Annotated in this window: 11 protein-coding genes and 1 tRNA gene; 10 read left to right on the top strand and 2 right to left on the bottom strand. The window is 57.8% G+C overall.

Going from position 1 to position 15155, the window contains the following annotated elements; genetic code table 11:
• Window positions 1-15 precede the first annotated feature (15 nt).
• From recJ to phoB, 10 genes are all read left to right on the top strand, one after another.
• Entirely contained in the window at window positions 16-1794 is a 1779-nt protein-coding gene (gene recJ / locus HUO12_RS02110; protein WP_176272035.1) for a single-stranded-DNA-specific exonuclease RecJ, read from the top strand.
• Between the two features lie 63 nt (window positions 1795-1857).
• Window positions 1858-1932, top strand: a tRNA-Glu gene (locus HUO12_RS02105).
• 120 nt (window positions 1933-2052) lie between these two features.
• On the top strand, window positions 2053-3237 hold the full coding sequence (locus HUO12_RS02100; protein WP_176272034.1) for a sensor histidine kinase: 1185 nt from the start codon (window positions 2053-2055) through the stop codon (window positions 3235-3237).
• Window positions 3238-3510: 273 nt separating this feature from the next.
• The gene (locus HUO12_RS02095) at window positions 3511-4785 is read left to right on the top strand and encodes an OprO/OprP family phosphate-selective porin (protein ID WP_232367283.1); all 1275 of its coding nucleotides are present in this window, start codon (window positions 3511-3513) and stop codon (window positions 4783-4785) included.
• Window positions 4786-4875: 90 nt separating this feature from the next.
• Complete coding sequence (locus HUO12_RS02090) at window positions 4876-5925, top strand: substrate-binding domain-containing protein (RefSeq protein WP_176272032.1); 1050 nt, start codon at window positions 4876-4878, stop codon at window positions 5923-5925.
• Between the two features lie 14 nt (window positions 5926-5939).
• A complete protein-coding gene (gene pstC, locus HUO12_RS02085) occupies window positions 5940-7325 on the top strand; it encodes a phosphate ABC transporter permease subunit PstC (protein ID WP_176272031.1) in 1386 nt (461 codons plus the stop codon).
• The gene (gene pstA / locus HUO12_RS02080; protein WP_408609438.1) at window positions 7318-8607 is read left to right on the top strand and encodes a phosphate ABC transporter permease PstA; all 1290 of its coding nucleotides are present in this window, start codon (window positions 7318-7320) and stop codon (window positions 8605-8607) included. Before pstC ends, pstA begins: the two co-directional genes overlap by 8 nt.
• Window positions 8608-8645: 38 nt before the next feature.
• Entirely contained in the window at window positions 8646-9392 is a 747-nt protein-coding gene (gene pstB / locus HUO12_RS02075) for a phosphate ABC transporter ATP-binding protein PstB (protein WP_217905215.1), read from the top strand.
• Window positions 9385-10053, top strand: coding sequence for a phosphate signaling complex protein PhoU (gene phoU, locus HUO12_RS02070; protein ID WP_176272029.1), 669 nt, complete (start codon window positions 9385-9387; stop codon window positions 10051-10053). Before pstB ends, phoU begins: the two co-directional genes overlap by 8 nt.
• A 123-nt stretch (window positions 10054-10176) precedes the next feature.
• Window positions 10177-10866 (top strand): phosphate regulon transcriptional regulator PhoB, encoded by a 690-nt coding sequence (phoB, locus tag HUO12_RS02065; protein ID WP_176272028.1) that lies wholly within the window; start codon window positions 10177-10179, stop codon window positions 10864-10866.
• Between the two features lie 31 nt (window positions 10867-10897).
• Here phoB and HUO12_RS02060 read toward each other — a convergent pair whose 3' ends face one another.
• Window positions 10898-11623: an extensin-like domain-containing protein gene (locus HUO12_RS02060; RefSeq protein ID WP_176272027.1), complete on the bottom strand. Its 726-nt coding sequence runs from the start codon at window positions 11621-11623 to the stop codon at window positions 10898-10900.
• Between the two features lie 29 nt (window positions 11624-11652).
• Window positions 11653-15153, bottom strand: coding sequence for an error-prone DNA polymerase (locus HUO12_RS02055; RefSeq protein ID WP_176272026.1), 3501 nt, complete (start codon window positions 15151-15153; stop codon window positions 11653-11655).
• Between the last annotated feature and the right edge of the window lie 2 nt (window positions 15154-15155).

Raw genomic sequence — 15155 nt, 5'->3', positions numbered from 1 at the left:
AGCTAAAGCAAGTGCATGGCTACGACACCACTCTCCCTTGTCCTTGGCGTAAAACAGTCACTGTCCGGTCAGGCCTGGCAGTGGCGCGGCGGCGCAATGGAATTGACTTCCAGCCTCGAACAGGACCTCACCACGCAATTGCTGATGACACGCGGCGTCTCGCCCGACGATGTAGCGCGTCATGCCAATCCGACCATGCGCGAGTTTCTGCCTGATCCTGGCGAGTTCAAAGACATGGAAGCCGCTGCCGAGCGGATTGCGCAAGCCATTCTAGGGCAAGAGCGCATCACGATTTATGGCGACTATGACGTGGATGGGGCAACCAGTGCTGCCTTGCTTGTGCAATTGCTGCGCGAGCTAGAGCTGGACGCTGATTACTACATCCCCGACCGGCTTCTCGAAGGATACGGCCCAAGCGGCAAAGCCTTGGTCAAGCTGGCGCAGGGCGGGTCCAGCTTAATTGTTACAGTCGATTGCGGCGCGATGGCACATGATGCCTTGGCCCAGGCGCATGAAGCCGGCGTCGATGTTATTGTCGTCGATCATCACAAATGTGCAGCCGAGCTTCCGCGTGCCGCTGCTCTAGTCAATCCCAATCGGCTTGATGAAACTGATCTTGCGGCATCGCACGGTCATCTGGCTGCCGTCGGCGTTGCGTTCCTTCTTGCCATTGCAATCGTTCGAACCTTGCGAGTGCAAGGTTATTTCGAGCAGCGCGATGAGCCCAATCTAATGGAATTGCTTGATCTGGTGGCGCTGGGCACGGTGGCCGATGTCGCGGCTCTGCATGGATTGAACCGGGCCTTTGTGACCCAAGGGCTCAAAGTCATGGCCCGGCGTGAGCGCATTGGCATGGCCGCCTTGATCGACGCGAGCAGACTCAACCGCGCCCCGAAATGCAGCGATTTGGGCTTTGCGCTGGGTCCGCGCATCAATGCAGGCGGCAGAGTCGGGGAATCGACGCTTGGCGTGCGTTTGCTGACCACAGAGGATCCTGAGGAAGCGCGCGCAATCGCGGCTCAGCTATCCGACCTCAATGAGGACCGCAGAGCTATTGAACGCGAAGTACAGGCCGCAGCGGAAGAAATGATCGCCGGGCTGGACAATCGCGCAGTGCTCACTCTCTCTGGCAGAGGCTGGCATCCCGGTGTCATCGGGATTGTTGCCGGGCGCATCAAGGAAAAGACCGGCAAGCCGTCGATTGTCATTGCAATGGATGAAGCTGACGGAACCGGCAAAGGTTCGGGGCGCTCGATCTCTGGCGTTGACCTCGGCGCGGCGATTATTGCAGCGCGTGACGAAGGCCTGCTCGTCGCAGGCGGTGGACATGCCATGGCAGCCGGACTGACTGTCGAGAGTGACAAGCTGAACGCGCTTGCTGACTTTCTCGACGAACGCTTGTCGCGCGACGTGACGCGCGCTCGCGCCGCACAGGTCATGAAGCTCGATCTTTCGGTATCAGCAGGCGGACTGACTACGCAGCTCGTTGAAACGCTGGAACAGGCAGGCCCTTACGGCGTCGGATGGCCCGCACCGCGCATTGCAGTGGGCCCGGTACGAATCGTCAAGGCCGACATAGTCGGGCAAGACCACGTTCGCGTCATCGCAGCAGGGCCAGAGGGCGGATCCTTCAAAGCCATCGCATTCAGAGCGGCCGATAGCGAGATGGGGCAAACCTTGCTTCATCGCGCACAAGGCCGCCGTTTTCACCTCGCGGGCCGCGCGAAAATCGATGATTGGGGAAGCCGTCCGCAAGCTGAATTACACCTTGAAGATGCTGCCTTTGCAGATTGATGCGAAACAAGGGTTGACCGCTAGGCATAGCGCCCCTATTTGCGCGCTCTCGCAAGCGAGCGTGGCCCGTTCGTCTAGCGGTTAGGACGCGGCCCTTTCACGGCTGAAACACGGGTTCGATTCCCGTACGGGTCACCACCACTTCACCACGATCCTTGCGAGCAAATCCCAACAAATTCAGGAAATGAAGCAGCGCGGCATATTGCAGCCGCTTTTCGCTTTGCGGACTTACCACTGCTCGCTATGGGCGCTGATGTGATGGAGTCGCGCACAACGCCCCCTTACACCGGCATGATCTTGGCGCTTGTCAGTTGCATCGCGCTGGCGTTCTTCGGATTGCATCCGGTAGCAGCGGTCGCGGTGCTAATTGTCTGGATCGGCTCACTGTTTCTGACATCGGAGAAGCCGCCAGACACGCGGTCGAAGCGACAAAAGAGCAGCCTTGATCTGGAAACCATAGGTGCGCTCATCGAGAACGCCCAGTCACCACTGCTCATCACGAATCGCAATAAGGTCAGTATTGCTAACCACAGTGCGCGCCGCGTCCTAGGCGGTCATGTAGTGGGTCAGGACACCCGCGTCATCTTCCGCCAGCCGCAAGCCGTTGCGCTATTCAGCTCCAGCAGAGACGGTAGCGCCGTTGTTAGAGGTCTGGCCCGCAGGCGGGATATTTGGCGGATCAACCGTCAGACCATTGACGGCGACATGGCCATCATTGAGCTTACGAACAAGACTGCCGAAGCCGATATTAGCCGTGCCCATACCGACTTTGTCGCGAACGCCAGCCATGAGCTGCGCACGCCTCTCGCAGCGATCATCGGCTATGTTGAAACACTCAGCGATACGCCTGACCACCTTGGTACGGACACCGCGCAGAAGTTTCTCGATACGATCCTTCGTGAAGCGCAGCGCATGCGCAATCTGGTGTCTGACTTGATGTCATTGTCACGAGTAGAGGCTGAAAAGCACGACGAGCCAGACGAAACCATCGCGCTTGCAGGGTTGATCAAGCGTGCGGCTAATGATGCGGCGGGCTCGGAGCGAAAGGATCGCATCGCGCTTGAGCTGGAAACGGAGCTAACTATTCGGGGCGATACGCAGCAGCTTGAGCAGTTGGTGCGCAATCTGGTCGACAATGCACTCAAATACGGCGGCGAGAGTTCTCCGGTCACAGTCTCGTTAGAAAAGGGTATTGGCGGCCATGCACGCTTTGCCGTCCAAGACAAAGGCGAAGGCATCCCTGCTGAGCATTTGCCGCATCTCACACGCCGATTCTATCGCACGGACCCCGGACGTAGCCGCGCGTCAGGCGGCACAGGCCTTGGCTTGGCGATCGTGAAGCACATCGTAGAACGGCATCGCGGCAAGCTCGATATCTCCAGCACCCCTGGCGAAGGTACAAAGGTCACAGTCCGCTTTCCACTTCTTCAAGAAAGCGCCTAATTCCTCAGTAAGCGGGTTGTGAAATTGTCGTTCTGAGGGTTCTCCACTGCTTGTCCACAGATGCATCTAGCAGACGAAGCTCGGTGTCACAGAACTGTAACGCTGCGGCCATAGGCGCAGCTCCGGACACAACAGATCCGGAAACCGATTCTCATGAAAACGCACACTCTTCTTCTCGCGGCGACCGCGCTGAGCACCCTCGCCGCGGTCCCCGCTCACGCTAAGGACCACGAGGCAACTTCTGCGGACCAAATTGCTGAATTGCGTGAACAAATGGCTGCGCTGATGGCACGTGTTGACCAACTTGAAGGCGAGCTCGAACAAGCAGAAGCGCAAGCTGAAGCCGCCAATACAGCGGCCGCAGAAGCCAACGCAGCAGCTGTTGCCGCAAGCGAAACAGCCATCGCCGCGCAGAAAAAGGCGGACGAAGCGCCGAAAATCGCGTTCAAAGGCACACCAGAGATCAGCACTTCAGGTGGCTGGAAGTTCAAACCGCGCGGACGCCTGCAGTATGACACCGGCTTTGTAAACGCGCCTTCCTCAACCGGCGTAGACGATGGATGGGGCACTGATATCCGCCGCGCACGTCTTGGGATGGCAGGCGACATGCCGGGCGGCTTCGGCTTCAAATTCGAAGTTGATGTCGCAAACAGCGATCTGGCAGTCACAGACGCGATCATTTCTTACGAGGCAGGCGATGTTGAAATCAGCGTTGGTCAATTCAACAACTTCCAATCGCTCGCCGAGCTGACCAGCTCGCTTCACACCAGTTTTATTGAGCGCGCCGCGTTTACAGACGCATTCGGCTTTGTGCGCCGCGTCGGCATTGGCGCAACCTACGGCAAGGGCGATGTGCTCGTTCAGGCCGGCGTCTTCACAGACAATATGGACGAGCTCTCGAACGATGAGTGGAGCGTCGATGGCCGCGTTGTCTACATGCCGAAGCTCGGCAACGCCCAGCTGCACCTCGGCGGTTCGCTTCACTATCGCGAGCTCGAAGAAGGCGCGACGACTCGCTATCGCCAGCGTCCGCTAGTCGCATTCACTGACGAGCGCTTCATCAACACCGACCGTTTCTCAGCCAACAGTGAGACGATGTACGGTCTTGAATCAGCAATCATTTCTGGCCCGTTCCACGCGGTTGTAGAAGGTCACTGGAACAAGGTCTCGCGCCCCAATATGTTCGAGAACCCGACATTCTTCGGTGGCTATGCTGAAGTGGGCTACTTCCTCACCAAAGGTGACACACGCGGCTATAAGGGCGGCAAGTTCGACCGCACGAAACCGGTCAATCCGGTTGGTGAAGGTGGCATCGGCTCGATCCAGCTCAATGCCCGCTATGACCGTCTCGATCTGACCGACTCCGGCGTCATTGGCGGCACGCAGGATGGCTATTTCCTGTCACTGGTCTGGAAGCCGACGGATTACACGATGTTGCTCGCCAACTACGGCAAGCTGAAATACTCCGACGCTGTATTCCCGACCGGAACCGGTGATGTCGACTATTCAGTCGACGTATTCGGCATGCGCGCGCAGATCGATTTCTGATCGCGGATATCCACAAGCAAAAGACACATCGTCTCGACCCTGTAATAATTGCGCGCTTTTGCGCTTCTCATCAGCAAAGTGAGAGAAACCATGACTAAGACAAAATCCTTTATCTTCGCGGCCGCTTCTGCCCTCGCTCTGACCGCCTGTGGCGGCAGCGGCGGTGGTGATGGCGCTGCCCGCGACTCTGTCCGTGCCGTCGGCTCTTCTACTGTCTTCCCATTCGCTAAGGCGGTGGCGGAAGCGCTAGCTCGCGAGAACCCAGAGATTAAATCACCGATCATCGAATCGACCGGCACCGGCGGCGGCATGAAGCTGTTCTGTGAAGGTGTAGGCGCTGCGACGCCTGATATGTCGAACGCGTCGCGCCGCATGAAAGCGAGTGAATTTGCCGACTGCCAGGCTAATGGCGTGACCGACATCATCGAGCTGAAAGTCGGCCTCGATGGTATCGCATTTGCATCCGCACAAGGCGGCATCATGATGAGTTTGACGCCTAAGCAGGTCTACGAAGCCATCGCGGCAAGCCCCTATGGCGGAGAGCAGACCAACACAAATTGGTCAGACGTTGACCCGTCGCTGCCGAACGAGCCGATCCTTGTTTATGGCCCGCCAAGCACATCGGGTACGCGCGACGCGCTGAAGGAACTCGTGCTCGAAGTTGGCTGCAAAACCAATGAAGACATGAAGGCTCTGAAGGAGTCAGACGAAGATCGCTACGATCAGGTCTGCACGGAAGTGCGTTCTGACGGCGCTTATGTTGATCAGGGTGAGCAAGACAACCTGATTGTGCAGAAAATCGAAAGCAACCCGAAAGCAGTTGGGGTTTTCGGATATTCTTATCTTGAGGAAAACGCCGACAAAGTGCAGGGGCTGCCTATGAACGGTGTTGAGCCCACTTATGAGAACATCTCGAGCTTCGCCTACCCCGGTGCACGCCCGCTTTACGTCTATGTGAAGAAGGCACACGTCGATGCGATCCCTGGTCTCAAGGAATATCTCACTCAGTGGACCAAAATGTGGAACGTTGACGGCCCGCTGACCGACATCGGCCTCATCGCATCACCTGCTGATGTGATGGAAGCGAATATGAAAGCTGCAACCGAGTTCACGACCATTGACGGTTCTGAGCTGAAGTAAGGTAACGCATACGCATGTCGCCAACTATCCTGTTACTCTTGGCCTTAGGCCTCGGGCTTGCTGGATGGTTGGCGGCTCGTGCGCGCGCCTGGACATTCGCCCGCGAGAGCGAGACCGGGCGATTGCCCAGCCTGCCCACCTATCACGGCTGGTATGTAGCGCTTTGGATCGGGATACCGATCCTTCTCTTTATTGGGCTATGGAGCCTGTTCGCACCCGGCTTGGTCATGCAGGCAGTGCTAGCCAGCCCCGAAGCAGCCAATCTTCCCGATTTTGACCTGCAGCGACAGGCCATACTGTCCGAGGCCCGCGCGGTGGCCAGTGGCTCAACGCAAGCGGTCTTCAATCCGGCTGCCCGCGATTACGTCGAACTCTTCCGCGAAGCGCAGAGCTTTTATGGCTGGGTTGGCTTCGCTGCGACCTGTGTCATCGGCTTTCTGGGAGGTGCGTTTGCCTTCCTTCGACTGAAACCTGATTTTGCCGCCCGCACCCGCGTCGAGCGGACTGTGATGATGATCCTGTTGATCGCATCGCTCGTTGCGATCCTCACGACCATTGGCATTCTCGCCAGTCTGGTTTTCGAGACCGCACGCTTCTTTACCATGATTGGGCCGTTCGACTTCCTGTTCGGAACGCATTGGGCGCCTGATCCGATGGCCAATCCGGACAACCCTGACCCCACGCGCTACGGTGCGATCCCGCTGTTCTGGGGCACAATCTTCATCGGTGCGATCATTGCTATGATCGTTGCGATCCCACTCGGATTGATGAGCGCAATCTACCTAACGCAATATGCAAACCCGAAACTGCGTGCATGGGTGAAGCCGGCACTCGAGATCCTCGCTGGGGTTCCGACGGTCGTCTACGGCTATTTCGCAGCACTCACGGTTGCACCAGCGATCCGTGATCTTGCGCAGCAGGTCGGCATAACCGGCGCTTCAAGCGAAAGCGCGCTGGCCGCTGGCGTCGTGATGGGCGTCATGATCATACCCTTCGTATCGTCCATGGCGGACGATTCCATCGCCGCAGTTCCGCAAGCCATGCGCGATGGCAGCTTGGCTATGGGAGCGACCACCAGCGAAACAATCCGCCGCGTTCTCGTTCCTGCAGCTCTGCCCGGGATTGTCGCAGGGATCATGCTGGCTATAAGCCGCGCAATCGGTGAGACCATGATCGTGGTGATGGCAGCATCCACTGCAGCCAATCTGAGCGCCAATCCGCTAGATCGAATGACGACAGTAACGGTGCAGATCGTAAAGATGCTCACGGGCGAAGGCAGTTTTGATCACCCAGCGACGCTTAGCGCGTTCGCGCTTGGTTTCGTGCTATTCATGGTCACCCTTGGATTGAACTTCATTGCTCTACGCGTCGTGAAGAGGTTCCGCGAAGCCTATGAATGACATCGCATCTTCAGCACCTGCGATGAGCAGCGATGCGGAGCGCATCCGCCCTACCCGCACGCCGGAATTCGAAGCTCGGCTCGCGAAGCGATACAAGGCAGAGCGCCGTTTCCGCATCGTTGGACTCAGCGCCATCGTTTTTTCAGTCGCGGTCCTCGTTTTCTTGCTTGGCTCGATGACCTTGAATGGCATCGGCGGCTTCCAGCGTGTCGAACTTTCAGTTCCCGTCGACTTTACTGAGGCAGGTCTTGCTGCGGACCCGTTCGCCATGCAGCAACCGGGCGCAGTGCAATCGCTGGAGGCGCAAGGCCTTCCTGCCGTGGTCGATTTCTATGCTGAACAAGCGCTTGGCGCAGAGGGAGCCGAAGAACTCGATCCGAACGCCTGGCGCGAAGTTGCTCAGGAAATCATCGCTGACCCCAGCATTTTGCGCAGCGAAACAGCGTTCGAACTCGCAGCCACGCCCGACCTTGCAGCGGGATTTGAAGGTGAAGGTTCGGCGGAGAAGCAAGCGCTGGCGTCTGAGCTAAAGAGCGCCGGAGTCCTATCGAAGAACTTTGATCCAGGGTTCCTGACACGTTCCGACGCGACCAATCCGCAGAAAGTCGGCATCTGGGGTGCGCTGAAAGGCTCATTGCTGACAATGATCATTACGCTTTTACTGGCGTTTCCGATTGGCGTTCTGGCTGCGCTTTACTTGGAAGAATACGCACCGAAAAACCGCTGGACCGACTTGATCGAGGTGTCGATCAACAATCTCGCGGCGGTCCCTTCGATCATCTTCGGCTTGCTCGGTCTCGCTGTTTTCTTGTGGATCTTCCCGAGTTACCGCTCCGCGCCGCTCATTGGTGGAATGACCCTCGCACTGATGACTATGCCGGTTGTGGTTATTTCTGGCCGCAATGCAATCAAGGCCGTTCCGCCGAGTATCCGCGATGGCGCGCTCGCGATTGGCGCGTCACCTGTCCAAGTGGTCTTCCATCACGTGCTGCCGCTTGCTCTTCCGGGCATTCTAACGGGCACCATCATCGGCATGGCGCGCGCGCTGGGTGAGACCGCACCGCTGCTCATGATCGGTATGCGCGCATTTGTCGCGACGCCGCCAGATGGATTTACTTCGCCCGCTACGGTATTGCCCGTCCAGATCTTCCTGTGGTCGGACGAGATCGACCGCGGCTTTGTCGAGCGCACCAGCGCTGCGATTATTATTCTGCTGCTGTTCCTGCTCGTCATGAACGGCCTTGCCATTTATCTGCGCAACAAATTCGAGAAAACTTGGTGACAGTCATCCATCCCAATCTTGAAGACTCCGTCGCCAAAATGGGCGCGCGCGATGTCTCCGTCTATTACTCGGATAAGAAAGCGATCGACTCTGTCTCGATCGATATTCCGACCGAATATGTGACAGCTTTTATCGGTCCGTCAGGCTGCGGGAAGTCGACTTTCCTGCGCGCTTTGAACCGTATGAATGACACGATCCCTACCGCGCGAGTGGAAGGCGAAATCACGCTCGACGGGGAAGACATCTACAACTCCGGCATGGACGTGGTGCAATTGCGTGCGCGTGTTGGAATGGTGTTCCAAAAGCCCAACCCCTTTCCCAAGTCGATTTACGACAACATAGCCTACGGCCCGAAGATCCACGGTCTTGCGCCAACCAAGGATGATCTGGACGCGGTCGTTGAGACATCGCTAAAGCGTGCAGGCCTTTGGGACGAAGTCAAAGACCGGTTGGACGATAGCGGTACAGCGCTTTCTGGCGGGCAGCAGCAGCGCCTCTGCATCGCGCGCGCCATCGCAGTTGATCCTGAAGTGATCCTGATGGACGAGCCGTGTTCCGCGCTTGACCCGATCGCTACCGCCAAAATCGAAGAGCTTATTGCCGAACTTGCCGGACGATATGCTATCGTCATCGTTACGCACTCCATGCAACAGGCCGCTCGCGTGTCGCAGCGCACGGCCTTCTTCCACCTCGGGAAGATTGTGGAGTATGGTCGCACGTCTGATATTTTCACCAATCCGATCGAGGACCGGACCAAAGACTACATTACGGGACGTTATGGCTGAGCATACAGTAAAGGCATTCGACGAAGACATTACGCGTCTTCGCGGGCTCATTGGAGAGATGGGAGGCCTCGCCGAGGTCGCTATCCAGGAATCGCTCGACGCGATGGTTCGCGGAGATGAAGAGCTTGCTGCCAAAGTGGTTGAGCGAGACAAGAAGCTCGACGATCTCGAAATGCAGGTCGACAAGCTGGCGGTTCGCCTGATCGCTTTGCGCGCGCCGATGGCAGACGATTTGCGCGAAGTCATCGCAGCACTGAAGATCAGCGGCGTGGTCGAACGGATCGGTGACTATTCAAAGAACATCGCCAAACGCGTGGGCGAGATCGAAGGCCGCAGCCGGTTTGAGCCGCTCACTTTGCTCCCTGCAATGGGCGAGCTTGCAAGCGAGATGGTCCACGACGTGCTGACAGCTTATGCGGCGCGCGATCCCGAGCTTGCCAAGGAAGTGATCGCGGCCGACGAAAAAGTGGACGCGTTCTACAACTCGATCTTCCGCAATCTGGTCAGCTACATGGTCGAGAACCCTGCGACGATTTCCAGCGCCGCGCAGTTGTTGTTTGTGGCGCGGAATATCGAGCGGATCGGAGATCATGCAACGAACGTTGCTGAGATGGTCCATTTCGCCGCGACTGGCACATATCCGGACGATGAAACCGACTGATTTTGCCTCCTTTTGCGGAGCGCCTGAAGGGCTCTGCAACAAAGCGGTCAGTCGCTCACAAACAAGTCGCGAAATTGAAACAAAACCCGTGCGAGGTCTTTGGTGGACTTAGAGGAATCACCGATGACCGCTGCAAGGCTGCTCCTTGTTGAAGACGATCCGGCGCTGGCAGAGTTGCTGGAGTTTCGCTTCCAGAATGAAGGCTATCAGGTTCGCTCGACGCCAGACGGCGATGAAGCGCTGATGCTTGCCGCTGAGGAAACGCCAGACCTGATCATCCTTGACTGGATGATCGAAGGGACAAGCGGAATTGAAGTGTGCCGCCGTCTGCGCCGTGACAAATCGACAGCGCATGTTCCCATCATCATGCTGACAGCGCGTGAAGCTGAAGATGACAGAGTACGCGGGCTGGACACAGGTGCAGACGACTACCTCACCAAGCCTTTCTCACCGCGCGAACTGCTTGCGAGAGTCGCGGCTGTCATGCGGCGTATCCGCCCAGCCCTTGCCGGCGAGTCGCTTGAAGTAGGCGATATCACGCTCGATCCCGTTGCGCACCGTGTGACGCGCCATGGCCAAGCCCTCCAGCTCGGGCCCACCGAGTATCGCTTGCTGAAATTCTTCATGGAGAGCCCTGGGCGGGTATTCAGCCGCGGACAATTGCTCGACGGAGTATGGGGCACGCAAAGCGATATCGAGCTTCGCACTGTCGATGTGCACATCCGGCGCTTGCGCAAAGCGCTTGAAGTCAACGGATCGAGAGATCCGATCCGTACCGTCCGCTCAGCGGGCTATTCGTTTGAAGCTGTCTAAGGCCGCGATCGAGCGGTCGCTCAACCGATCATTACCGACAAACCCTCGCCCAACGCGTGCCTTGATCCAAATGGAAGTGATCGGCGTGCTCCGCATTATATTCCGGTGAAAGAACGGTCCGGAAACTCGTGCAGGCGCTGTCCCGAACAGCTTCCAGAAAATCGCCTTTTTTGCCCTGACCCCAATGCTGCAGGACGCTAACATATTCGCCATTGGCCAAGACAAAGCCGCTGATGTCGATGGCGTTGCCGCGCGCATGCTCGCTCCACGGCGCGGTCTGGCTTGAGTTCACGCGCCGGCAATTGATCGTGCCAAGGTGAAGAATTCGGGTGACTTCGCTATCGAGATGTTCAGCGGCCGCCTTCTGAACGCCATGGTTCAGCCACAGCGCAAGACCTGCATTTACCGGGCAAGTTGCGACAGTGCTGCCCGGAACGATCAGCGGATTATCGATCCGAGTGCGATCAGGCAGACCGCAAGGGCCGTCGCCTTCACCTGGCAAGGCTGTGAATTGCACATTGCTGCGCGTAAGCACTTCGCGGCACAGCGCTTGATTGCCCGGCAAGTCGGAAAGCTTGCTTGCGGTTGCCCAGCCCGGCGGATCGTTAAGATCAAGCGGCGCGAGCGGATCGTGTTGAGGGTTCTGCGCTAGCCAGACCCAACCGGCGAGCAATACAGCGCCCGATATCATGATCAGGAGTGCGCGGCTGTCGCCTGTAAACAGGCCGACTGCACGCGAAATGCTCCACACCTTCATGATGTTACCCCCAAATTCATAATCTTCCCTTAGTGAAAATCACGCGACTTGGGAATAATGCGTATGTTGCGCGGATGTCCCTGTTGTTGCGGAAGCTCATCAATCAAATCCCGTGGCCGTAAGCCGGATTGTACCTGCGTAAGTGGTTGGGACAGTTTGTTCGCATGGGCTGGAAGCGGACTGGTGACATGATCGGCCCTTGCAACCGGTGCATTCAGCAAATCATCTGACAGCGCGTGAAGCGAAGCGGTTGCGTCTGTCATGTGATGCGCGATCACGTGAATCACCTCGTCGTCATATTCCACTCTTCCGCGCACCTCCATAAGGCGCGCACCCATGACGACCCGGCGCTGTTTTTCTTTTAAGTCCGGCCAGACAACGAGATTAACCACTCCGGTTTCATCTTCAAGTGTAATAAAACATACGCCTTTCGCGCTGCCCGGTCGCTGACGGATCAGTACGACACCTGCGACCTGCACCATGCTGCGATATCTGCGATGTCTTAAATCGGATGCACGGATGAAACCCCGCTCTGCAAGGCTGGCGCGCAGGAACGACATCGGATGCGCTTTGAGGCTCAATCGCGTGGTCTGATAATCCGCCACGACCTCTTCCGACAAAGGCATTTGCGGAAGCTTGGTAAGAGCCTTCTCAGCCCCTTCGTCACGCTCCTCTGCTGCCTTGAACAATGGTAAATCAGGCGAAGCGATCAGGCTGCGCGCGTCCCACAAGGCCTGGCGACGCGAAAGGTCCAGCGACGTAAAGCAATCCGCACTGGCAAGCCGCTCGATATGTGCTGGCGAAAGCCCTGCCCGCTCGCGCAGCTCTTCCACATCCTTGAACGGCCCGCCCTCTGCGCGTGCGGCGATCAGGCGGGCAGCGATATGTTCAGGCAGCCCGTCAACCTGGCGTAGCCCCAAACGCATGGCGATATTTTCTTGTTTGCGATTATGTGCCTTGCCGTCTGCACTCTCGAGAGTACAATCCCAATCGCTCTCATTCACATCAGCGGGGCGCACTTCAACACCGTGCTCGCGTGCGTCGCGCACGATCTGGGCTGGAGCATAAAAGCCCATGGGCTGCGAATTGAGCAAGGCTGCCGCAAAGGCCGCAGGAAAATGGCATTTAAGCCAGCTCGACACATAGACCAGATGCGCAAAGCTCGCCGCGTGGCTTTCCGGAAAGCCGTATTCGCCAAAGCCCTTGATCTGATTGAAACAGCGCTCAGCAAAATCAGGGTCATAGCCGCGCTCAACCATGCGTCCGACCATCATGTCTTCCAGCTCATGCACCATGCCGCGCGAACGGAAAGTCGCCATCGCCTTCCTTAGCCGGTTGGCTTCGAGCGAGGAGAACTTGGCCGCATCGAGCGCGATCTTCATCGCTTGCTCCTGAAAGATCGGGACACCCAGCGTGCGCTCGAGAATGCTGGAAAGCTCGTCCGGGGGCCCATGCTCAGGGCTTGGTGCGGGAATACGCACTGGCTCAGCGCCGCGTCTCCGCTTCAGATAGGGATGCACCATATCGCCCTGGATCGGGCCCGGCCTTACAATCGCGACCTGAATGACGAGGTCATAAAATTCGCGCGGACGCAGACGCGGGAGCATGTTCATCTGCGCCCGGCTTTCGACCTGGAACACGCCGAGCGAGTCGCCCTTGCGCAGCATCGCATAGGTTTCCGGATCTTCGCGCGGAACTGTGGCGAGCGTTAGCGCGCGATCATGGTGATTTTCCAACAGGTCCAAGCACTTCTTGATGCAAGTGAGCATGCCGAGCGCGAGCACATCGACTTTGAGGATACCTAGCTCCTCGATGTCATCCTTGTCCCACTCGATAAAACTGCGATCGGGCATCGCGCCATTGCCGATCGGGACAGTCTCCGTCAGCGCGCCTTGCGTCAGGATAAAGCCGCCGACATGCTGGCTTAGATGGCGCGGCATGCCAATCATCTGCTCGGTCAGTGCCAGTACCCGTTTCAGATGCGGATCAGCCAGATCCATGCCTGTCTCCGCCGCATGGCGCTCATTGATCTCACGCCCCATCGAACCCCACACTGTGCGAGCAAGCGCGGAGGTCACATCTTCTGACAGGCCCATCGCCTTGCCGACTTCGCGGATCGCCATGCGCGGGCGGTAATGGATGACTGTCGCGGTTAAACCCGCCCGGTCGCGACCATATTTGCGGTAGAGATACTGGATCACCTCTTCGCGCCGCTCATGCTCGAAATCGACATCGATATCAGGCGGCTCTTTGCGCTCCTCGGAAATGAAGCGATCAAACAAAAGAGCATGCTTGGAGGGATCAACGGACGTAATACCAAGACAATAACACACCGCTGAATTGGCCGCGCTCCCCCGCCCCTGGCACAGGATTGGTGGCTCAACCGAGCGCGCGTAATCGACGATATCCTTGATAGTGAGGAAGTAGCGCGCAAGGTCGAGCTTGCCGATCAAAGCCAGTTCGCGCTCAAGCGTTTGAAACACGCTCTCAGGAACACCGCCAGGATAGCGATCCTGCGCGCCCCACCACGTTTCCGTCTCGAGATATTCCTGCGGCCCCATGCCTGCGGGATAGATCTCTTCAGGGTATTCATAGCGCAGCTCTTCAAGCGAGAATTGGCATGCGTCAGCCACCTCTCGGGCAGCCGCAATCGCATGCGGCCAGCGCGCGAACAGTCGCTCCATTTCCTCAGGGCTTTTGAGATGCCGCTCGGCATTGGGATGAAGCAGATGTCCGGCCTCAGCGACCGTCGTTTTGTGGCGGATCGCTGTCATGACGTCCTGCAAAGGACGTCGCTTCGGGACATGATAATGCACGTCATTGCTCGCGAGCAGACTTAGTCCGTGAGCCTTCGCATGCTCATCCAGACGGTCGATCCGTGCCACGTCATCGCCCCGATAGAGATAGTTCGCGGCGAGATGGCGGAGGGTTGAGAGGCCCGCAGCCAGATGTGGGAGAAGCTCTACAAAGCGCCCTGTCACATTGTCGGACAAGGCTTCGCCGTCGAGAGCGACAACATTGCTCGCCCATGCAGGCACAGTGAACACCGCATCGAGATCATCGGGCGGCAACAGGATGAGCTGCACATCTTCGCTATGTTCAGCGAGCATGGCGAGATTGATCTCGCACACGCCCTTCTGCTGCCACTCACCGGAAAGCGTCTGCATCCGCCCTGCACTGATAAGCTTACACAACCGCCCGTAAGCTGCGCGATCCTTGGGATAAGCAAGGAACGCAAGACCTTCGACAGTCTCGATCCGCGTCCCGATGACGGGTCGCAGCTTCAATGTCTTCGCTTCGCTGTGAACCCGCACCACACCGGCGAAGGAGTTCGCATCCGCTATGCCAATCGCGTCATAACCCAGCTCGCGAGCGCGCATGACAAGATCGACCGCATCCGAGGCTCCGCGCAGGAAACTGAAACAGCTCACAAGCCCCAGTTCAACGAAACTCGCGCGCGGCGGCGCTTCGATCAGGTCGGGATCAAGCTCGATTGTTCGTTTGGGTATCTGGAGGTCGTTCTCAGGCATGC

The organism is Altererythrobacter lutimaris (assembly GCF_013371495.1).
Taxonomy (GTDB): domain Bacteria; phylum Pseudomonadota; class Alphaproteobacteria; order Sphingomonadales; family Sphingomonadaceae; genus Erythrobacter; species Erythrobacter lutimaris_A.
This window is presented reverse-complemented; position numbering and strand designations above follow the sequence as displayed.

What these genes read in the sequence shown, in the direction of transcription:
- HUO12_RS02060 (WP_176272027.1), bottom strand. Translation starts at nt 11,623, where the DNA reads ATGAAGGTGTGGAGCATTTCGCGTGCAGTCGGCCTGTTTACAGGCGAC.
- HUO12_RS02095 (WP_232367283.1), top strand. Translation starts at nt 3,511, where the DNA reads ATGGCTGCGCTGATGGCACGTGTTGACCAACTTGAAGGCGAGCTCGAA.
- recJ (WP_176272035.1), top strand. Translation starts at nt 16, where the DNA reads ATGGCTACGACACCACTCTCCCTTGTCCTTGGCGTAAAACAGTCACTG.
- phoB (WP_176272028.1), top strand. Translation starts at nt 10,177, where the DNA reads ATGACCGCTGCAAGGCTGCTCCTTGTTGAAGACGATCCGGCGCTGGCA.
- phoU (WP_176272029.1), top strand. Translation starts at nt 9,385, where the DNA reads ATGGCTGAGCATACAGTAAAGGCATTCGACGAAGACATTACGCGTCTT.
- pstB (WP_217905215.1), top strand. Translation starts at nt 8,646, where the DNA reads ATGGGCGCGCGCGATGTCTCCGTCTATTACTCGGATAAGAAAGCGATC.
- HUO12_RS02100 (WP_176272034.1), top strand. Translation starts at nt 2,053, where the DNA reads ATGGAGTCGCGCACAACGCCCCCTTACACCGGCATGATCTTGGCGCTT.
- pstA (WP_408609438.1), top strand. Translation starts at nt 7,318, where the DNA reads ATGAATGACATCGCATCTTCAGCACCTGCGATGAGCAGCGATGCGGAG.
- HUO12_RS02055 (WP_176272026.1), bottom strand. Translation starts at nt 15,153, where the DNA reads ATGCCTGAGAACGACCTCCAGATACCCAAACGAACAATCGAGCTTGAT.
- HUO12_RS02090 (WP_176272032.1), top strand. Translation starts at nt 4,876, where the DNA reads ATGACTAAGACAAAATCCTTTATCTTCGCGGCCGCTTCTGCCCTCGCT.
- pstC (WP_176272031.1), top strand. Translation starts at nt 5,940, where the DNA reads ATGTCGCCAACTATCCTGTTACTCTTGGCCTTAGGCCTCGGGCTTGCT.